This window comes from Pseudarthrobacter lactosi, from assembly GCF_055412785.1.
The window spans coordinates 251,512-272,186 of the sequence record NZ_JBVAYS010000004.1 but is presented as its reverse complement, the minus strand read 5'-3'; the positions used below and the strand labels follow the sequence as shown (position 1 = coordinate 272,186).

Annotated in this window: 15 protein-coding genes; 8 read left to right on the top strand and 7 right to left on the bottom strand. The window is 65.0% G+C overall.

Annotation, left to right across the window (positions count from 1 at the left end; translation table 11 throughout):
• Positions 1–502 precede the first annotated feature (502 nt).
• From ACZY0Q_RS18380 to ACZY0Q_RS18370, 3 genes are all read left to right on the top strand, one after another.
• Entirely contained in the window at positions 503–790 is a 288-nt protein-coding gene (locus tag ACZY0Q_RS18380) for an HU family DNA-binding protein (RefSeq protein WP_056341443.1), read from the top strand.
• 102 nt (positions 791–892) lie between these two features.
• Positions 893–3,043 (top strand): bifunctional copper resistance protein CopD/cytochrome c oxidase assembly protein, encoded by a 2,151-nt coding sequence (locus ACZY0Q_RS18375; RefSeq protein ID WP_463918951.1) that lies wholly within the window; start codon positions 893–895, stop codon positions 3,041–3,043.
• Positions 3,043–5,094 (top strand): NHL domain-containing thioredoxin family protein, encoded by a 2,052-nt coding sequence (locus tag ACZY0Q_RS18370; RefSeq protein ID WP_463918949.1) that lies wholly within the window; start codon positions 3,043–3,045, stop codon positions 5,092–5,094. Before ACZY0Q_RS18375 ends, ACZY0Q_RS18370 begins: the two co-directional genes overlap by 1 nt.
• Before the next feature lie 112 nt (positions 5,095–5,206).
• On the opposite strand, the gene ACZY0Q_RS18365 is transcribed toward ACZY0Q_RS18370, so the two are convergent.
• The 4 genes from ACZY0Q_RS18365 to catA form a co-directional block, all read right to left on the bottom strand.
• Positions 5,207–6,199, bottom strand: coding sequence for a hypothetical protein (locus ACZY0Q_RS18365; protein ID WP_463918948.1), 993 nt, complete (start codon positions 6,197–6,199; stop codon positions 5,207–5,209).
• A 130-nt stretch (positions 6,200–6,329) separates the two neighbouring features.
• Positions 6,330–8,126 (bottom strand): helicase HerA-like domain-containing protein, encoded by a 1,797-nt coding sequence (locus ACZY0Q_RS18360; RefSeq protein ID WP_463918947.1) that lies wholly within the window; start codon positions 8,124–8,126, stop codon positions 6,330–6,332.
• A gap of 24 nt (positions 8,127–8,150) precedes the next feature.
• Positions 8,151–9,473 (bottom strand): benzoate/H(+) symporter BenE family transporter, encoded by a 1,323-nt coding sequence (locus tag ACZY0Q_RS18355; RefSeq protein ID WP_463918945.1) that lies wholly within the window; start codon positions 9,471–9,473, stop codon positions 8,151–8,153.
• Between the two features lie 108 nt (positions 9,474–9,581).
• Positions 9,582–10,478: a catechol 1,2-dioxygenase gene (gene catA, locus ACZY0Q_RS18350; RefSeq protein WP_463918944.1), complete on the bottom strand. Its 897-nt coding sequence runs from the start codon at positions 10,476–10,478 to the stop codon at positions 9,582–9,584.
• A 312-nt stretch (positions 10,479–10,790) separates the two neighbouring features.
• On the opposite strand from catA, the gene benA reads away from it, so the two are divergent.
• From benA to ACZY0Q_RS18325, 5 genes are all read left to right on the top strand, one after another.
• Complete coding sequence (gene benA, locus ACZY0Q_RS18345) at positions 10,791–12,173, top strand: benzoate 1,2-dioxygenase large subunit (RefSeq protein ID WP_463918942.1); 1,383 nt, start codon at positions 10,791–10,793, stop codon at positions 12,171–12,173.
• Positions 12,174–12,209: 36 nt separating this feature from the next.
• Positions 12,210–12,746 (top strand): benzoate 1,2-dioxygenase small subunit, encoded by a 537-nt coding sequence (gene benB / locus ACZY0Q_RS18340; RefSeq protein ID WP_463918940.1) that lies wholly within the window; start codon positions 12,210–12,212, stop codon positions 12,744–12,746.
• 123 nt (positions 12,747–12,869) lie between these two features.
• Entirely contained in the window at positions 12,870–14,441 is a 1,572-nt protein-coding gene (gene benC, locus ACZY0Q_RS18335) for a benzoate 1,2-dioxygenase electron transfer component BenC (protein WP_463918939.1), read from the top strand.
• Positions 14,441–15,268, top strand: a complete 828-nt coding sequence (locus ACZY0Q_RS18330; RefSeq protein WP_463918937.1) for a 1,6-dihydroxycyclohexa-2,4-diene-1-carboxylate dehydrogenase — start codon at positions 14,441–14,443, stop codon at positions 15,266–15,268. The genes benC and ACZY0Q_RS18330 overlap by 1 nt, the downstream gene beginning before the upstream one ends.
• Positions 15,269–15,329: 61 nt before the next feature.
• On the top strand, positions 15,330–18,161 hold the full coding sequence (locus ACZY0Q_RS18325) for an AAA family ATPase (RefSeq protein ID WP_463918936.1): 2,832 nt from the start codon (positions 15,330–15,332) through the stop codon (positions 18,159–18,161).
• Positions 18,162–18,203: 42 nt separating this feature from the next.
• On the opposite strand, the gene catC is transcribed toward ACZY0Q_RS18325, so the two are convergent.
• Genes catC through ACZY0Q_RS18310 form a run of 3 tightly spaced genes read right to left on the bottom strand, consistent with a single transcriptional unit; the run spans position 18,204 to position 20,551 of the window.
• Entirely contained in the window at positions 18,204–18,482 is a 279-nt protein-coding gene (catC, locus tag ACZY0Q_RS18320) for a muconolactone Delta-isomerase (protein ID WP_463918934.1), read from the bottom strand.
• Between the two features lie 24 nt (positions 18,483–18,506).
• A complete protein-coding gene (locus tag ACZY0Q_RS18315) occupies positions 18,507–19,610 on the bottom strand; it encodes a mandelate racemase/muconate lactonizing enzyme family protein (RefSeq protein ID WP_463918933.1) in 1,104 nt (367 codons plus the stop codon).
• The gene (locus ACZY0Q_RS18310; protein WP_463918931.1) at positions 19,607–20,551 is read right to left on the bottom strand and encodes a LysR substrate-binding domain-containing protein; all 945 of its coding nucleotides are present in this window, start codon (positions 20,549–20,551) and stop codon (positions 19,607–19,609) included. The genes ACZY0Q_RS18315 and ACZY0Q_RS18310 overlap by 4 nt, the downstream gene beginning before the upstream one ends.
• Positions 20,552–20,675: the final 124 nt, after the last annotated feature.

The following is a 20,675-nucleotide window of genomic DNA, read 5'->3' as shown; positions in this document are numbered from 1 at the left end:
CCGGGAGGGTGTGGGAGAGTAGGTCACCGCCGGAACATCATTACAGGTCGAGAGCCCCCCAACCACCAGGTTGAGGGGCTCTCCCTTTTTAAACCACCAAAACACCCCCGGCACCCGCTGCCCAAGGACCACAATGGCGTCCCGGGAACCCCAAAACCATGCCAACACCCAGCCCCGCACACCAGTGAAGAAGCGCGCATCCGCCCCACCCCGCCGCCGTCGTACTCCACACAGGCTCCACCCGGCGAAGTGATAGAGCGTCCAGGAAACGAGCCCAGGATCTGATAGAGCGTCGTATAGACCCCCGCGACAACTGCTGGAGCGTCCGCTGTGGGCGCAATTCCCCCGGAAATCCCTGGAAAACCGGTGATTTTAGTCAAAAGTCGCGGAAACACGCGGAATTTGCGGACCTCGCGGGCCCAAGCTGGTAAGTTTTCGAAGAGTGGCTTGCACGCATGCCGCGTTCAGGCTCCAGAAATCGTGACCGTCCAGGAGGACATCAATGGCTAAGAACCGTAGTGAACTTGTTTCAGAGGTAGCAGGCAAGGCCGGCACCAGCCAGGCAGCCGTCAACTCCGTCCTCGATGCGCTGTTCGAGGTTTTCGAGACTTCCGTCGCCGCCGGCGAGAAGATCACCATCCCGGGCTGGCTCGCAGTTGAGCGCACCGACCGTGCAGCCCGCACCGGCCGCAACCCGCAGACCGGCGAGACCATCCAGATCGCAGCAGGCCACAGCGTCAAGCTGACCGCCGGCTCCAAGCTGAAGGCTGCAGTCGCCAAGAAGAAGTAGTCTTCTTCAGCAACAGCAGCAAAGGAGCGGCAACCTCAGGGTTGCCGCTCCTTTGCTTTAAGCCGATTCGCCGCGCAGCCACCCGTAGCGGACAATGGATAGGTGCCTTCCGCAGCAAAATCCCGTCCCGCAGCACCCCAGCCAGGCCCCGACAGGGGCGCCTCGGCCAGGGCTGGCGGCGTCTTGGGGATTTCCCGGCCGTGGCAGCTCGCAGGCCTTGCAGCCCTCTTCCTGGGACTCACGGTGGCACTCCTTTTCTCCGGCGCCGCTGCGGCCCGGGAGGTCTCTGACCCGGGAGCCCTGGTCCGCTGGGGACTTCCCGTCAGCAAGGCCATCCACAACGTGGCACTGGCGACTGTGATCGGCGGCCTGATCTTCGCCGTTGGCATTCTCCCCAGATCTGCGGGTCCCCGGTCCCGGAGCCACAACGGCGACGCTCCGGAACATCCGGCCTTCGCCAGGGCTTTGGCCATTGCTGCCGCTGCGGGTGCTGCGTGGACGCTCTCAGCGGTGGCTGTACTTGTCCTCACCTACTCAGACGTTGCGGGACAGGCAGTCGGCGGCGACGCCGAGTTCACCCGCGCCCTGGTGTACTTCATGACTGACATCGAGACCGGCCGGGCGTGGTTGACGGTGACCATCATCGCGGCCGTGGTGACCACCGCGCTGTTCGGCGTCAGATCCCTGGGCGGCCTTGCGCTCACGCTGGTCCTCGCGCTGGCCGGGCTGGTTCCCGCCGCGCTGATCGGCCACTCCTCAAGCTCATCGGACCACGAAGGCGCCATCAACTCCCTGGGCCTGCACCTCGTGGGCGTCAGCGCGTGGGTGGGCGGCATCATCCTCCTGGCGTTGCTCTCAGGAATCCTGACCGGTTCGAAGCCCGGGGCCGCAGCTGACATCACAGAACCGACACTGCGGCGGTTCTCCGCCCTGGCCGGCTTTGCGTTTGTGCTCGTCTTTGCCTCCGGCGTCATCAATGCCAGCATCCGCATCACCAACTGGGGTGACCTCTTTGGTTCTCCCTACGGCCAACTGATCCTTGCGAAGTCGACCGCCACCCTGGTCCTTGGCGGGATCGGCTTCATGCACCGGCAATGGGTCATCCCCCAGCTTGGCCGCAAAGGCTCGGCAATGTCTTCACGCCGGGTGCTGTGGCAGTTGGTGCTCGCGGAGCTCCTCGTTATGGGCGCCACCTCCGGCGTCGCCGTCGCCCTGAGCCGATCGGCTCCGCCGCAGCCCACCACGTTTGCACCGGACGCGTCGGCGGCCTTCATTCTCACCGGCTACGAGCTGCCGCCTGAACTGACTCCGGAGCGCTGGCTGACGGAGTGGCGCTTTGACTGGCTCTGGGTGGCGGTGGTGCTCATCGGGCTGGTGGCCTACTTCCTGGGCGTCGCCAAGGTGGTCCGGCGCGGCGACAAGTGGCAGTGGTTCCGCGCCGTTAACTGGGTGATTGGCCTCCTGGTGCTGACCTACATCACATCAGGGCCGCCGTCGGTCTATGGCAGGATCCTCTTCTCCGCGCACATGGTGGACCACATGGCGCTGACCATGGTGGCTCCCATCTTCCTGGTGCTCGGTGCGCCGGTGACGCTTGCCCTGCGGGCATTGCCTGCCCGCGGCGACGGCTCCCGTGGAACGCGTGAGTGGCTGCTCGTGTTTATCCACTCCAAGTTCTCACAACTGGTTACGCACCCCCTCTTCGCGGCGGCCAACTTCGCGGGTTCCATCGTGCTGTTCTACTACTCGGACGCGTTCGGCTATGCCATGCGGGATCACGTGGGACACGAGCTGATGATCCTGCACTTCACGCTCACGGGTTACATCTTTATCCTGACCATGATCGGCACAGACCCGCTGCCCCGCCGCGCACCGTATCCCATGCGCCTGCTCCTGCTGCTGGCGACCATGGGCTTCCACGCGTTCTTCGGCGTCGCGATCATGGGCGGCACCAGCCTGCTGGCGGCCGACTACTTCGGCAACCTGGGCCGGGCCTGGGGGCCCTCTGCGCTCCTCGACCAGCAAATGGGCGGGGCCGTGGCCTGGGGCATCGGCGAAGTGCCCACCCTCCTGGTGGCCATCGGTGTCGCGATCATGTGGTCCCGCTCCGACGATCGGGAGTCCAAACGAACCGATCGGGCGGCGGACAGGAATAACGACGCCGATCTCACTGCTTACAACGATATGTTTGCCAAATTGGCTGAACGCGATGCCCGATTGGCTGAACGCAACTCAAAGCTGGAAGGACGCTGATGAGCGAAACCGTACGCACCCAACTCCGGGTCCGCGCCTCCGAACTGGTGGGCCGCAACTGGCTCAACACCGGTGGCAAGTCGCTGGACCTCGAAGCCCTGCGCGGCAAAATCGTGCTGCTCGACTTCTGGACTTTCTGCTGCATCAACTGCCTGCACGTCCTCGATGAGCTGCGCCCGCTCGAGGAACAGTACTCCGATGTCCTGGTCACCGTGGGCGTGCACTCGCCCAAGTTTGAGCATGAAGCAGATCCCGTGGCCCTGGCCGCCGCAGTGGAACGCTACGAGATCCACCACCCCGTCCTGGACGATCCCGAGCTCGAGACCTGGAAGGCGTACACCGCGCGCGCGTGGCCCACCCTGGTGGTCATCGACCCCGAGGGCTACATCGTGGCGCACCTGTCCGGTGAAGGCCACGCCGACGGCCTCGCCGTGCTCATTCCCGAACTGATCGCCGAACACGAGGCCAAGGGCACGCTGCACCGAGGCTCCGGCCCGTACGTGGCGCCGGAAGCCACCTCGGGCACGCTGCGCTTCCCCGGCAAGGCGTTGTTCCTGCCGACCGGGCGCGGTTCCGCCGGGCCCGGTGCAGGCGCGCAGGGTTCAGGCGTGCAGGGAACGCCCGACGGCGGGACTCCGGCTGCCGCGGATACCGCCACCGGGGGTTCCTGGTTGGTAACCGACACGGGCCACCACCGTCTCGTGGAGCTGGGCAACGACTTCCAGACGGTGCTGCGCACCTACGGCTCCGGGACCAAGGGCCACGCTGACGGCGGTGCCGCCGCCGTCGACTCCGTCCAGCCGGCCGCACGGTTCAACGAACCGCAGGGCCTCGTGCTGCTTCCGGAAGAGGTGGCAGCGAAGGCTGGCTACGACGTCGTGATTGCAGACTCCGTCAACCACCGCCTCCGGGGACTGTCGCTCAACGACGGCAAGGCCACAACGATTGTTGGCAACGGCGTGCAGCGCCTGCTGGAAACAGGCCCCGCGCGGGTGGACGAGGACGCTGCCGGGTTCACGGGCCAGCTCAGCGAGCACCCGCTGGAAGTGTCCCTCAGTTCGCCGTGGGACGTCGTCTGGTCCACCAAGCTCAACGCCGTGGTGATTGCCATGGCCGGCACGCACCAGATCTTCAGCTTCGAGCCCCTCACCGGCGCCGTGGCAATTATTGCCGGCAACGGACTGGAGGGCCTGCTGGACGGCCCCGCCCACGAAGCCTGGTTCGCGCAGCCCTCCGGACTGGCCGAGGATGCCGACGGCAACATCTGGGTGGCAGACTCCGAAACCTCCGCCCTCCGCAAGCTGATCATTGACGACGGCGGCACTGTCACCGTGGAGACCGCAGTGGGCAAGGGCCTGTTCGACTTCGGCTTCCGCGACGGCCCCGCGTCCGAGGCACGCCTGCAACACCCCCTCGGCGTCACTGTCCTGCCTGACGGGTCCATTGCCATCGCCGATACCTACAACGGTGCCGTGCGGCGCTACGACCCCGCGGCAGGGACCGTATCCACGCTGGCCCGAGGACTCTCGGAGCCCTCCGACGTGATTGTGGACCACACGCACGCAGCAGGCTCCGAACCGCTGCTGGTAGTGGTGGAGGCCAACAAGCACCAGCTGGTCTACGTGCCCATCCCCAAGGAAGCCCAGCAGGTGGACGAGGGCGCCTCTCAGACCCACCGGCCCAAGAGCCCGGTAGCCCCCGGGCTGCACGAGCTGACCGTGCGCTTCACCGCACCCACCGGGCAGAAACTCGACGACCGCTGGGGCGATCCCACGCAGCTGAAGATCTCCTCCACCCCGCCGGAGCTGCTTGTGGCCGGCGGTGGCACCTCCGTGGGGCTGCTGCGGACACTGGAGCTGGCTTCCGATGTCCCCGAAGGCATACTGCACATCACCGCTCGCGCCGCGGCCTGCGACGGCCCGGAGGACGCGGACGGCGAGATCCCGGACCACGCCGCCTGCCACCTGTACCAGCAGGACTGGGGCATCCCGGTGCTCCTGACGGCCGACGGCGACACCGAGTTGGTCCTGGACTTGCGCGGCATGGACTGATCACCGCCGCCGTGCCTTACTTCGGCAGCTGAACTGGCCCGGTTTCAACTCCCGGTGGTTGGGAACCGGGCCAGTTCTGTCACTGCCGGGCGCAAAACCGGGCCAGCTGGAGCTAGTAGCTCAGGAGCGGGGTGACCCTGATGGTGTCGCCGGCGACGTCCAGGCGGGTGGTGAAGCTGAAGTCCACCTCTTCGTTGAGCGGGAACCAGGCGCCGGTGAAGGAACTCTGCTGGACCGCCTCCACCTTGGCCTTCCCGTCGAGGGGAGCAACCACCCAGCGGCCGTCAAAGGGCTCGATGGAGATCTCCGGGTACTCCGTGATGGCCCACTTGATGGTGCCGTCGTCCACGTTGTTGGTGCTGGCGAAGTAGAAGGGGCAGTCCGGCTGCAGCTTTTGCTGCTTCACGGCTTCCGCGGCGCAGGTGTCCAGGAACTCCTGTACCTTCGCCCCCACGTCCTTCCGCAGCTGATCGGTTGCCTCGGTGAGCAGGTTCAACGGAGCCACCGGGACATCGCGGGATGTCACCGTGGCGCGGGTGGCGGGCGCAGCGAAGTATTCACCGTTCAGGGAGGCCTCGTATTCGCCCGGATAGAACACGGCGAACGAATTCCTGCCTTGGGGCATATTCACCGGGACGCCGTTGAGGTTGGCTTCGCTGGAGTTCACCACAGTCAGGCCCACCGTGGGCAGCCGCGACGGCACAAACGCCCACGTATTAAAGAACACCCATTCCGTGCCGGTCTTCTCCAGCAGGAATTCGGTGCGAAGCCGGCTGCCATCGATCGTGTACTGCACAGGCACCATAACCTGGTTGCCCGTGCGTTCTTCCGCCTCGCCGATGGTGACGTTCGCCAGCCGGGAAGATGCCGTCTGCAGGGCGGTGCCATCGAGCATGGCGGCGTTGCTGGGCGGCACAGTGGCCCGCAACAGGCCCAGCGCCTTGCCGCCGTCGCCCTCGTGGAGGGCGTCCAGATATTCCCGGACAGGCTGCTGTGGACTGGCCACCGTATTGTTCACCACGTTGACCCCAACGACGGCCGCGGCCACGGCAAGCATGAGGCCAAGCAGCCACCCTGCTGCCATCCTCACCAACGCCTGACTCATCTGCACTTCCCTTACGTTACCTGCAAGGCCGCTGAACACAGGTGTTGCCGCCGCCCCGTGTAGCTGGGTGCGGCGGCTTTCCTGACGCCCGACGGCGGGAAGTCCAGGGTGCGACATCGTCCGGTTTTGCCTACCGGCGGCGCCGGGACGAGGTGCCGAAGACGCCGCGGAGCAGCTCCCGGCCCAGCTGGGTGCCCATGGAACGGACCATGCTCTTCAGCCCGCCGCCCAATGCGCCGCCGAGTGCTCCAGTGAGGTCGCCCAAGATCCCGCCACCGGCAGGGGCCGCAGGTTCCGGTGCACGACGCGAGGGCGCATCAGAGCCGGCACGGCCGGGCGCCGGCACGGGACGGCTGCTGGGCCGGCCCAGGATTTCCTCCTCGATCCTGCGGGCCTCGGCGTCGACGTCGGCCTGTCCCGAACCGGCCTGTCCCGAACCTGCCTGTCCCGAACCGGCCTGTCCCGAACCTGCCTGTCCCGAACCTGCCTGTCCGGAACCGGGCTGTCCCGAACCGGCCGGGCGAGTCCCCGGAACCGGCGGCTCGCCCGGGGCGGCACCGCCGGTGGGAGCCGCGGCCTTGCCGGTGAGTTTCTCGTACGCGGACACGTTGTCCACGGCGGTCCCGTACTTGGGCAGCAGGGCGGACCCGCCCACGGTGGTCTGGATGAGCTCCTCGGTGCTGGGACCCATGACGGATTCCGGGGCGCGCAGGCGTGTGTGGGCGACCGGCGTCGGGGCGCCCTTCTCATTCATGACGGTAATGATGGCCTCGCCGATCCCCGCGGAGGTCAGGGTTTCCTCAAGATCGTAGTCGCTGACCGGGAACGTGGACACGGTGGCTTTCAGGGCCTTGGCGTCCTCGGGGGTGAAGGCGCGGAGAGCGTGCTGGATACGGTTGGCCAGCTGGCCCAGGACATCGGCGGGGACGTCTTTGGGGGTCTGGGTGACGAAGAAGATCCCCACGCCCTTGGAACGGATCAGCCGGACAGTGGTGGTGATCGCGTTCAGGAAGGCCTTGGATGCGCCGTTGAACAGCAGGTGGGCCTCGTCGAGAAAGAACACCAGTTTGGGCTTGTCCAGGTCGCCGGCTTCGGGGAGGTCCTCGAACAGGTCGGCCAGCAGCCACATCAGGAAGGTGGAGAACAGCATCGGCTTGGTCTGCAGCGTGGGCAGCTCCAGGCAGGTAATAACGCCGCGCCCGTCCGGGGCGGTCCGGAGCAGCTCGGCCGTGTCGAACTCAGGCTCGCCGAAGAATCGTTCCAGGCCCTGCGCTTCCAGGTTCACCAGTTCGCGCAGGATGACGCCGGCGGTGGCCTTGGACAGGCCTCCGAGTTCCTCCAGCTCGTCCTTGCCTTCGTCCGAGGTGAGGAACTGGATCACCGCGCGGAGGTCTTTGAGGTCGATCAGCTCGAGGTTGTTTTTGTCCGCAAAGTGGAAGACCAGCTGGAGGCTGGATTCCTGGGTGTCGTTGAGCTCCATCACACGCGAGAGCAGGATGGGGCCAAACGACGTGATGGTGGCACGGACGGGAATGCCGTTGCCGTCGCCGCCGAGGGCCAGGAACTCCACGGGGAACGTCTTGCCGGCCCAGGCCTGGCCGATGCTGTCGGTGCGGGCCTTCAGCTTCTCGCTGCCGGCGGCCGCCGTGGCCAGGCCGGAAAGATCGCCCTTGATGTCCGCGAGGAACACGGGAACTCCGGCCGTGGAGAGCTGCTCGGCCATCATGTGCAGCGTGACGGTCTTGCCGGTGCCGGTGGCGCCGGCTACCAGGCCGTGCCTGTTCATCATGGCCAGCGGCAGGCGGACCTGGGCTTCCTTGTGGAGTTCGCCGTCCACAATGGCGGCCCCCAACTCGATGGTGGCACCGTCCAGGGTGTAGCCCTTCTGGATGGTGGCGAGTTTTTCGGCAGTGGTTTTGTTGGCCATGCCGCTAGCTTAGTTGGCCGATGCCTACACGGACGGTGCAGACGTGCCGCTTTTCAGCTTGGCGTTCGGTCCGGCGTGATCCGCGTGTTCGAGGACCCGGGACACCACGTAGCCGATGACCAGGCCCCAGAACGCAGGATGGATGTTGAACAGACTCAGGCCGGACATAGTCACCACAAACGTCACCAGGGACCCCAGGGTGAAGGTCGTGGCAAACGCGGTCACAAAGGCTTGCTGCAGAGCCCGGAGCATGGCAATGCCGCCCAGGGCGAGGATGAATTCCGTGGGCGTGGCGAGCATGAGTCGGGTCAGGGCGGGAGCCAGAAGCGCACAGGCCATGGCCAGGGCGCCGAACACTACGGCAGCAGTGTATTGGCGCTGCCTGATTCCGGACGATGTCATGAGGGCGTTGGTTGGGCCAGTCACGCAGGCCGAGACGGCGCCGCAGCCTGCATTGAGCAACGAAAACGCGCCGGAAACGATGGCGAAGACGTTGACCGGCGGATTGTGTCCGGCGGCACGGAGGACGGCGATGCCCTGGCCATTCTGGACGAACAACACTGTGAGGGCCAGGGGAACAACGAGCTCAAGCTGGGCGGCCCAGGTGAACTCGGGAAGGGTGAAGACCGGAGTAGCCAGAATCGGCCCGCCCCCGTGGAAGGAGAATTGACCACTTGCCGCCACTGCCAGGCATCCAACGGCAAGGGTACCGAGCACGGGCGGAAGGAATCGACCAACGGCAGGCACGGCCGTGAGGACCAGGAATGCGACCACCATGGGGGCAGCCACCACGGGGTTCGCCTGGGTCGAAGCGACGATGTCCGTGCCGAATTTTAGGAATACAGCGGCCACCATGGCCATAACAATCGGCATCGGAACCACTGCCATGATGCGCCGGACCAGTCCGGTGGCTCCCAGCGCGAGGACGAGAATGCCGGACGTGAAGAAGGCCCCCACCACTTCCGCAAAGGACAGGTGCTGAAGGGACGGACCCAGGAGCACCGTCCCAGGAATGGACCAGGCGAAGCCCAACGGCTGTCGATAGAGGAGGGACATGACCAGCGTGGCTGCCCCGCCCGAAAAGAGGATGCCAAACACCCAGGATGCGAGTTGGGCTTCGGTAAGTCCTCCCGCCGCTCCCACGGCCAGGGTTACGGCTATCGGGCCGGAGGCGGAGAAGATGAGGCCGATCACCCCGTTGGAAACATAGGGCATGCCCAGGTCACGGAAGATCTGGCGCACGCCTGCGGGACGGATACCCGGGCGTTCCAGCAGGGGCTGGCGTACATGCGGCGCCACAGGTCCCGCATGGGGTATGGCGGGTGGGTCCTGACGGGGTGGCAGCATTCGGGCTCCTGGCAACGACGGCAACAAATACAGGCGCCCCGGAGTTTGCACTCCGGGGCGCCTTCGGTGCCGGGCCGGGGCGCCGGCACTGATTGTCAGCTGTGATTCTTACTTGTGCTGGCCTTCCTTGGCAAGGACGTAGTCGTAGACCACTTCTTCGCCGGTGCCGCCATCGGTGCGCGGCTTAGGGTCGAGCATCAGTTCAGGCTTGACTGCCGAGGCGATGTCGTCAGTGTTGTGCGGGTCGCCGGGGAAGTACAGCTGCTGGGTTACGGGCTGGAAGCCGGGCGCGGAAACCTTGATGTGGATGTGTGCCGGGCGCCAGGCGTGCCAGCCTGCCGCGCTGATCAGCTGCCCGCAGGCACCGTCCGTGGGAATCTGGTACGGCGCCGGGCGCATCGTGTTGATTTCGAAGCGGCCATCGTCGTCTGCCTTGACCGTGGCCCGGAAGAGCCAGTCCGGCAGGCCTGGCGCGTACTGGGAGTAGAACCCTGCGCTGTCGGCGTGCCAAATTTCCACCTGGGCGTGCTGGATCGGGTTACGGTCCGTATCGGTGAAGCGGCCGCTGAAGTGCAGCGGGGTGCCCTCCTCGTCCTCACGCATTTCGACAGTTCCGGGGCTCTGGAGTACCGGGGAGCCCGGCACGTAGTAGGGGCCCTCGATGGTGCCCACGGTGCCGGGGCGGTCCTGGGAGTTGACGTCCTCCACGGTGTGCTCCAGCCAAACGTCGAGGAACAGCGGCCATTCCCCGTCAGTTCCCACCTTGATGAGCCACGCTTTGAGCGCATTGTATTCCTCGTAAGTGACCTGGTGCTCGACGACGATGTCGTTGGCGGCCTTGATGAGTGCCCCCGCCAGCAGGCTCACTCTTTCCTTCGGCACATCCAGGCGGGAGAGCTTGCCAGAGGCTGCGAAGCGTTCGGTGGCTTTGGAGCCGGCTTCGACTGCAGTGCCCTCGTCTTCGTGTCGGATGTCTGCTTGGGTCTCGGTCATGGTGATTTCCATACTCCTCTTTGAATAGGGGACAGGAACTGCTCCTGAACCCTGTGCGAACCGGTGGGGGCAGGATCTGAGCCTGTCGCGACGCGTGGTGACAGTCTCATCGTAGGGCTCAAATAAGGACGCTACAAATATCGATTTGGCCTGTTTTCTGTCATTAACTAGACATAAAGCCACCCTTGGCCGAACCTAGGTATTTGCCTGATGTGAGTGCGATCACGATAGGGAAGACTGGCGTGACAACGTCCCCCTGGGCACCGCGGGTTGGCCCGGGCCTCCCGCTCATCCGTCCAGCACTCTCCAATCGAGGAGCACGCCATGACCGAGAACCTGACCCATGTCCGCGACGTCCTTGCCGACGCCGTGATCGACGACCGCGAGAACGGCGTCATCCGTGCCAAGCGCGAAATTTTCACCGATCAAGAGATCTTCGAACTGGAGATGAAGCACATCTTCGAAGGCAACTGGGTCTATCTCGCCCACGAATCACAGATTCCCAACGTGGGGGACTACTTCACCACCAACATCGGCCGCACTCCCGTGGTGATCACCCGCGACAAGGACGAAAACCTTAACTGCATCGTCAACGCCTGCTCACACCGGGGCGCCATGCTGTGCCGCCGCAAGACGGACAACCGCACCACCTTCACCTGCCCGTTTCACGGCTGGACGTTCAAGAACTCCGGTGAGCTGCTGAAGGTCAAGGACTCGCGCAACGCCGGCTACCCGGAGACCTTCAACAAAGAGGGCTCCCACGACCTCACCAAGGTGGCCCGCTTCGAGTCATACCGCGGCTTCCTCTTTGGTTCCCTCAAGGCTGACGTGCTCCCGCTCGAAGTACACCTGGGTGATGCCACCAAGGTGATCGACTCGATCGTGGACCAGTCCCCGGAAGGGCTCGAAGTGCTGCGGGGGGCGTCCACGTACACCTATGACGGCAACTGGAAGGTGCAGGCCGAGAACGGTGCAGACGGCTACCACGTCACCGCTGTGCACTGGAACTATGCGGCCACCACGGCCCGCCGCACCGCCGGTGACTCCGCCAACAAGACCAAGGCCATGGACGCCGGCAAGTGGGGCAAGGTCAAGGGCGGTTTCTATTCTTACGACCACGGACACCTGCTGCTGTGGCAGGAATGGACCAACCCGGAGGACCGCCCGCTGTGGGACCGCCGCGACGAACTCGTTGTGAAGTATGGCGAGGAGATGGCCAACTTCATGATCAACATCTCGCGGAACCTCTGCCTGTACCCGAATGTCTACATCATGGACCAGTTCTCCTCGCAGATCCGCCACTTCCGCCCTATCTCCGCGGACCAGACCGAGGTGACAATTTACTGCATCGCGCCCAAGGGCGAATCCCAGGAGAACCGTTCCAAGCGGATCCGCCAGTACGAGGACTTCTTCAACGCCACGGGCATGGCCACTCCCGATGACCTTGAGGAGTTCCGGTCCTGCAACAAGACCTACTGGGCCACGACGGCGCCTTGGAACGACATGACCCGCGGGTCCACCCATGAGATCGCCGGCCCGGACGAGCAGGCCCAAGCGCTGGGCATGACCAAGATCATCGCGTCCGGCGTGCGAACCGAGGATGAGGGGCTCTTCCCCATTCAGCACGGGTACTGGAAAGAAGTCATGGACCGGGCTCTGGCGGAGGATGAGACCTCCGCATTGGAAGCGGTTCCAGCCACAGCCTGACCCCGTCCACCTGGAACCAGAGAGAGTGCAGTACCCATGACCAACCTGACAAATACCGCTGGGGCGCTTAAGAGCGCCGAGGAGATCGCCACCCTCGAAACCGTCCGCGCCTTCCTGTATAAGGAAGCCCGTCTGCTGGATGACCGCCAGTTCGATGAATGGCTTCAGTGCTACCACCCGGCCTCGGAGTTCTGGATGCCCGCATGGGACGTCGATGACCGGCTGACTGAGGACCCGCAGAACGAGATCTCGCTCATTTACTATGACAACCGCGGCGGCATTGAGGACCGTGTCTTCAGGATCAAAACGGACCGTTCCTCGGCCACTTCCCTGCCGGAGCCGCGCACCGGGCACAACATCACCGACATCGAAATCATGGAGCAGGACGGCGACCAGGTGAAGGTGCGCTTCAACTGGTTCACCCTGTACTTCCGCTACAACACCACGGACACGTACTTCGGGACCAGCTTCTACACGATCGACCTCGCCGGCGGCGAGCCGGTCATCCTGAAAAAGAAGGTTGTCCTCAAGAACGACTACATCCACCACGTAGTGGACGTCTACATGATCTGACGGTCCACGTGCCGGTGCCCGGGATTTGCCGGGCACCGGCCTTGGCCGTTTCAAAATCCGTGCCCGTAGGCACATCCGCACTACCCCGGGTCGCGTCGATGCGTCCCCAGCCAGGAGGAAACCATGGGCCATAAAGTAGCCCTCAGCTTCGAGGATGGCGTCACCAAGGTCATCAAGGTCGGCGACTACGAGACCGTGATGGACGCCGCTTACAAGGCACGCATCAACATTCCGTCGGACTGCCGGGACGGGGCGTGCGGCACCTGCAAGGCCTTCTGCGATTCCGGCTCCTTCGATCCGGGCGACTACATTGACGACGCGATGACGGAGGAGGAGCTCGACAAGGGTTACCTGCTCACCTGCCAGGCGGTCCCGGAGTCGGATCTGACTATTCAAATCCCGGCCACGTCGGAATCGGCGAAAACCTCAGCCACCACGTTCACCTCCACCGTGAAGGAACTCAACAAGCACTCGGAAACGACAGTTTCCTTCACCTTGGAGGCGGAAAACCGCGACGCCATGGCCTTCCTCCCGGGCCAGTACGTCAACATCAAGGTCCCCGGAACGGACGCGGAGCGCTCCTATTCGTTCAGCAGTGGCCCCGAGGTGCAGGATGCGTCCTTCATGGTGCGCGTGACGCCGCAAGGTGCGATGTCCGAATACCTGCGGGACAGGGCGGCGGTGGGCGATACCATCGAGTTCACCGGCCCCTACGGCTCGTTCTTCCTACGTGAGCCCAAGCGGCCCCTGCTTCTCCTGGCAGGCGGCACCGGCCTGGCCCCGCTCCTGTCCATCCTCGAGAAGCTTTCCGAGAACCCGCCATCGGTACCGGTCCATCTGATTTATGGCCTGACCCGTGAGGCGGACATCGTCGGCCTGGACTGGTTGCGCGAGTACGAGGCGAAGCTGCCCGCATTTACCTGGGACTACATTGCCTCCGAACCGGGCACATCTGCTCCCCACACGGGCTATGTCACCCAGATTATCGAGCCGAACCACCTGAACGACGGCGACGTCGACATCTACTTGTGCGGTCCGCCTCCCATGGTCAACGCCGTGTCGAAGTGGCTGGATTCTGAGGGCATCAAGCCCGCCAACTTCTACTTCGAACGCTTTGCCCCCAAGGAAACCACCGGGGGTGATGCGGAAACAGGAGCACCGGCACCTGCAGAAAAGATTAAGGCCGAAGGAGACACGATGAGCCGCAGCGAGGCGGTCTCATCCCTGGAGACCGGCCGGCTGGACTTCCGCAAGGAGGACAGCTTCGCCCAGCTGGACGCGCGCATGGGCCTGGAGCTCGCGGTGAGTGAACTGATGCTGGGCCGCCTTAGCGAGGAGCAGCTGCACCAGTTCCGGCGGCTCGCCCAGGCCACCACCCGCTCGGTAGCTGCCGGCACCGTCCAGGAACCGGACGAGTTCGCGCGCACCAACGAGGAGTTCCACGAATACCTCTTCGTGGTCTGCGACAATCCCATGCTGCTTGAGTCCTACCGACGGCTCGACGTCCACGCCCAGATGGCTGCGGCCTTCGAAGCGGGAACCCCCATCTTCGAGCGGGTTTCACAGGACCATTTTGATGTGGTTGACGCCTTTGAGCGCCAGGACAAGGCGCGGGTGCGGGAGGTCATCATGGCCCATGCACTCGATGCCAAAGAGACCATGGCCGGAGCGATCGACGCTAAGGCGGGGCGCTGATGACGCGGCCATATGCGGGACAGTTCGTTACCCCAGGCAGGTACGCCGGCAAGGTCGCGGTGGTGACCGGTTCCGCCCAGGGCATTGGCCAGAAAGTGGCCGAACGCATCGGTGCCGAGGGCGGCGCCGTCGTCCTCGTAGACCGGGCCGAGCTGGTCCATGAGGTGGCGCAGGGCATCCAGGAGGCCGCAAAGGCTTCCGGGTCGGGAGGCTCGGCCACGTCGGTGATCGCAGACCTTGAGACCTTCGCAGGAGCGCAGCAGGCCGTGGATGCGGCGCTGGCCGCCCACGGCCGGGTGGACGTCCTGATTAACAATGTTGGTGGCACCATCTGGGCGCGCCCCTATGAAGAGTACGACGAGGAGAAGATCGAGAGGGAGATCCGCCGCTCGCTCTTCCCCACCCTCTGGACCTGCCGGGCTGTGCTGCCGGCGATGCTGGAACAGGGTTCAGGCACTATTGTCAACGTTTCCTCAGTGGCCACTCGCGGCATGCATCGCGTGCCGTATGCGGCGGCCAAGGGTGGCGTGAACGCCCTAACCCAGTCATTGGCGATGGAGGTGGGCGGACGCGGCATCCGGGTGGTGGCGACAGCCCCCGGCGGCACCGAGGCGCCGCCGCGCAGGGTCACGCGGGGGCCCGGGGCAGAATCCGCCACGGAACAGGTCTGGTACCAGGTGATCGTTGACCAAACCATGGATTCGTCCTTCATGAATCGCTACGGGACATTGGACGAACAGGCTGCACCCATCGTGTTCCTGGGATCAGATGAAGCGTCCTACATAACCGGCAGCATCCTGCCGGTCGGTGGCGGGGACCTGGGCTGAGGACACCATGATGGAAGGCCGCCGCCGGGGCCGGCAGGACGGCTCCGGTAGAGTTGCGGCCATGACGGCGGCCTCCATACACGGTGAAATGGCGGAGGACTTGCCGCTTGTTGGCCGGTCGGAGGTCTTCGAGGAGCTGTTGGGGATTTTCCGGACCGTCCGCAAGGGCAAAGTGGGTGCTGTGGTGATCTCCGGCCCTTCCGGGTCCGGGAAGACCGCGGTTCTGGACTTATTCCTTGAGCACTGCCGCACTGGGGTCCGCGGCGTCCGGGTGCTGTCTGCCATGGGCGACGAGTGGGAGGCGCAGTTCCCCCTTGCCGGCTACTCCCAGCTCATGCTCACCTCGCCGCTGCGTTCGGCAAAGGGTTACGACGGCGGCCCAGCCCTGCCCGCCGGGCCCGTCGCGGCCCTCACTCCCGCCCAGGTTGTTAATTACGCTGCCACCCTCAGTGCCCACCTCGAAGGGCTGCAGTCGCACGGCAGTGTAGTTGTCGCCGTGGATGACGTCCACAGACTGGACGTGGTGAGCCTGCGCATCCTCACTTTTGTCATGCGCCGGCTGCACGGGAAACGAATCCTGTTCGTGCTCACCCTCAACCCCGATGACGCTGCGCGCGTCCCTACCGGAGCGCTGGACTTCCTGACAGGCCACCAGGTGGCCACCATCCCGCTGGATCCGCTCACCCCGCAGCAGGTGCAGGATCTCGCCAGAAGGACGCTCGGCATCGATCTGGGTGCGACGGCGGCCCACGGCCTGGTCCGGCACACCGGAGGGCTTGTGCAACCCATCGTGGAGCTGCTCCATGAGCTGCCGGCGGAAACGTGGCAAACGTGGTTTCCCTCCCTCCCGCCGACTTCCCGTGTGCGCGCCCGCGTTCGTAGCGTCCTGGGCGCGGCGTCCCCGGAGCTGGTTGCTGTTGCGGAGGCCGCGTCAGTGCTCGGGAGCGCCGCAAGGGTGGCAGAGGTTTCCGAGGTCAGCGGGGTGGAATCCGTCATGGAGGCCCTCGACGAGGGGCACCGTGCCGGGCTGCTGGGGTTGAGTGTTGACCAGGCCCGTTCCGCCGTCGTGTTCTTTGAACCAGGCACCGCGGAGGCCATCTACGAACAGATCGTTCCCAGCCGGCGCATTGCGCTTCATCGACTGGCCGCTGAGGCGGTACAGCCCGAGGGCGAGCGGTTGGGCCACCGCGTCTCCGCCACCCTCGGAGCGGATGAGGCCCTGGCAGAGGAGCTGGAGGAATTCGCCCGGCGCCAGGCCCGGGTAGGGGCGTGGCAGGATGCCTCAACAGCTTTGTTCTCCGCGTCCCGTCTTTCCCCGGACACCCGTTCCCGGAACGACAGGCTTCTTCGGGCCGTGGATGCCCTGGTGGGTGCCGGCAACATTTCCCAGGCCCAGATGTGGACGGCGGCAGTGGATGCCTTGCCGCCGTCGCCGCTTCGCTCCTCCGTCCTGGGCTACCTTTCCACCGCGTCGGGACAGAATGACAGCGCTCAGACGCAGTTGGAGATGGCCTGGCGCAGCTCCAACCCGCAGCATGATCCGTCCGCCGCCGCCCAGGTGGCGCAGCGTTTCGTCCTGCACGGGGTAGCGTCCTGGGACGGCCCGATGATCACCACCTGGGCGGAACGGGCCATGGAACTTACGGAGCCGGAAACCCCTGCCCACATTGAATCAGAGGCCATCTACGGCCTGGGCTTGTATGCACAGGGCCGGGTTGCAGAGGCGGAGGCTTCCTATCACCGGGCCTTCGAACATGCTGCCGAAAACGCCCAGAAACAGCGGGTCCAGATGGGCGCGGGCTGGCTGGCTCTTCGCCTCGACAACGTTGAGACGGCGCTGGCGAACTTCGAGTCCGCGGCTCCCACCGAATACCGCGGCGGCTCGATGCGGATTTCCCTCTGGGCCGAGGCGTGGCTGGCGCGCACCCATCTGGTGCTCGGCAATTGGGATGCGGCGGCCGCCACCGTGGCGCGCGCATCCGTCCGCCTGGAGACCTCGCGAATGCCGTTGATCCGCCCGCTGCTTTATTGGACCGCGGCGGAGCTCTGGTCCATGCGGGGCGACTGGGAGCGGGCCCGGTACTACGTTTCCCAGGCCGCAGTGCAGCCCGGCACCTACCGCGCCATGCAGGTGCCGGCGAGCCTGGCCCGTGCCCGCTTCCACGAGGCAAGGGCGGACTATGAAGGCGCTTTGGCTGTCCTGCAGCCGCTGACGGAGCTGGACCCGTGGACCGAGCACCGCGTGTCCTTCTGGCCCTGGCAGGACACCTACGTCAACGCCCTTGTTATGACAGACCAGCTCGACGCCGCCGACTCGTTCCTCACGGCGTTCGAGCGTGTGCCGCGCGAACGGGAAATACCGTCGGATATGGCGCGGATGGCGTGGGCGAGGGGCCGGCTCGTGGCCGCGCAGGGGGACCCGGACACTGCCAGGGAACATTTTGAGGCATCCCTGGGCCACCTGAGGGGGCTCAACCGGCCGTATCTACGGGCGCGGGTTAGCTTTGCCTTCGGCCAGAGCATGCGCCGGGCGGGCAAACGGCGCTTGGCGTCGACCGTCCTGCGGGCGGCTCGCGACTTATACGACTCCCTGGGGGCGGCCACCTACGTGGAACGCTGCGACCGGGAGCTCAAGGCAACAGGGCTAGACGTCGGGAACGTGCCGGACCCTGCCGACCCCGTGCTCACCGCCGTCGGCAATTACCACCTCCAGCTCACAGCGCAGGAACGGGCGGTGGCCGAACTGGTCGCGGGTGGCGCCACCAACAAGGAGGCGGCCCGGGCGCTGTTCCTGGCGGAGAAGACGGTGCAGTACCACCTGACCCGGCTTTACCGGAAAATGGGAATCCGCTCCCGCAGTGAGCTCGCGGCCGTGTTCCGGGCCAAGGACTGACGCCGGAACACAGCCGGGCCCAAGGGCCTGTTGCGCCGGTGTTTACTTGACGTCTGAGGGGTGCTTCGCGAGGGGCACCACCGAGATGTCCATGTAGGGGAACAGCGGCAGGTTCTGCAGGATCTCATGGAGTTCGTCGTTCGATTCGACGTCGAAGATCGAGTAGTTGGCGTATTCGCCCACTACCCGCCAGATTTCCGGCCACTTGCCGGAGTGCTGCAGCTGCTGCGAGTAGGCCTTCTCCGTGGCTTTGATCTCCGCGGCTTCGTGGGCCGGCAGGTCGGCGGGCAGGTTGACGTCCATATGGACCAGGTATTTCATGGGAGTCCTTCGGTAATGGGTTTGCTATCGGTCGGTGCGGTAAAGGGCAAGTTTGTCTTCGTCAACGTCGGTACCCACGCCGGGGCCCTCAGGGACATGGATACGTCCGGCGGTGATGGCCAGCGGCTCAGCCAGCAGGTCGTCCGCCATGTCCAGGTAGTTGGATAGTTCCGCTGCGCGTTTGGCCGTGTGGGCGAACGCGGCGCCGAAGGTCACCGAGGCGGCTGTTCCGACCTGGGTGTCGATCTGGTTGCCTATGTAAACGTCGATGCCCATGCCCTCGGCCATCCCGACTATCTTGGCCGCCTCTGTGAAGCCTGACCGGGCCGTCTTTACCGCCAGGAGGTTGGCGCCGCCGGTGAGGATTTCCCGGGCGGCCTCACCGAGGTTGGCGGCAGATTCGTCTGCGGCGATGGGGATGGGCGAGTTGGACACGAGGCGGCGACGGCCTAGGACCTCGCGGGCGTCGTCGGGCTCCTCAAGGAACTGCAGGCCCAAATCCGCCGTGCGGCGGAGGACCTCGGCTGCTTCGTTGGCAGACCAGCCACGGTTGGCGTCCATGTAGAGCTCGGCATCCTCGCCCAGGCCCTCCCGCAGTACCCGGGCAGCCTCCACGTCCAGGTGGAGGGGACGGCGGCCGGTCTTGAGCTTGAACGTGTTGATGCCGTACGTGTCGCGGAACTCCAGGGCCAATGCCAGCAATTCCTGCGCCGGCTTGAAGCCGAGCATGTGGGACACGCGCAGCGAATCGGTATAACCTCCCAGCAGTTTTGTGACCGGCTGACCGAGCGTCTTGCCGATGACGTCCCAGAGGGCGATGTCCACAGCCCCCTTGGCGGTCTGGTTGTGCACCGTCCGGTAAAGGATTGCCTGGACCTTTTCGCGGTCAAAAATATCGACGCCGATCAGCTGCGGAGCAAAGATGTCTTCCACCACCGCAACGATCGACTTCTGCGTCTCGCCGTAGGTGTAGGGGCGCGGCGGAGTGTCAGCCATGCCCACCACACCGTCATCCGTGCGAAGCCTGATGAGAACGTGGTCTGCCTCGTTCACGGAACCGGAAGCGAAATGCAGGGGATGAAGGTAAGGGATCGAGTACGGAATCGCCTCTATGGCTGCAATCTTCATGCGGAGGTAAGCCTTTCATCAGGGGGAAGCGGCGCAGTGCCGGGAGCTGGGGCAGGTGCCGCGGCTTCTGCGGTTGCGGTCACCACGACCTCCAGGAAGTTGTGCAGCAGCGCAGAGTGATCCCCGCGCATCCAGGCGACACCGAGCTCCACCTCGGGGACGTTTTCAATCTCCCGGTAGGCCACGCCTTCAAGCTGAAAGGCCTGAACGCTGGAGGGCAGGACCGCCACTCCGCTGCCTGCTGCCACAAATGCCAGCATGGTGGAGGTCTCTCCCACAACCTGGGTGATTCGTGGCTGGAAACCCGCTTGGCGGCACAGGTCCGCGGTGGTGCGGTAGAGCACGGACTCGGGCCCGTAGGCGATGAAGTCCTGGTCCTGCAGTTCGTGGATTGCCACGGGCCGGTCCACGGCGAGGGCGCTGAACGAGGGAAGCGCGACGACGAGCGGCTCCCGGGTAACAGCCCTGTAGTCGATATCCTGCGATGCGACCGGCGGGCGCAGCAATGCGGCATCCAGGGTGCCGTCCCGCAGCCCCGCTTCCATGGACGGCGTGAGCATTTCGCCGTGCAGTGAGAGGGACAGGCCTGGCAGGACCTGTTTCGCAAGGCGGGCGATCTGGGGCATAACGCCGTAAGTTGCAGACCCCGAAAAGCCCACCCGCAGGACGCCGGCGGCGCCCCTCCCCACCTGATAGACATCGGCCTGAAGCGTAGCGACGTCATTGACGATCTGCCGGCCGCGGTCCAGCAGGAGCTGGCCCGCCGCTGTGAGGTCGACCCTGCGGGTGGTCCGGTTGAGTAACTTGACGCCAAGTTGATCTTCCAGCTGGCGGATCTGCTGCGAGAGCGGTGGCTGCGCCATATGCAGGCGCTTGGCGGCGCGGCCGAAGTGCCTTTCCTCTGCAACCGCGATGAAATAGTTCAGTTGGCGGATGTCCAAGGTGGTCCCGTCCTTCCGCTAACCGGCCCCGATGCTGCCCGGGCCTCATGATTGAGTCATCGAATAACCATAATAAGCCCTACTAGGATATTTTTCCGACGTAATATTGCCCAGGCAACCGGGA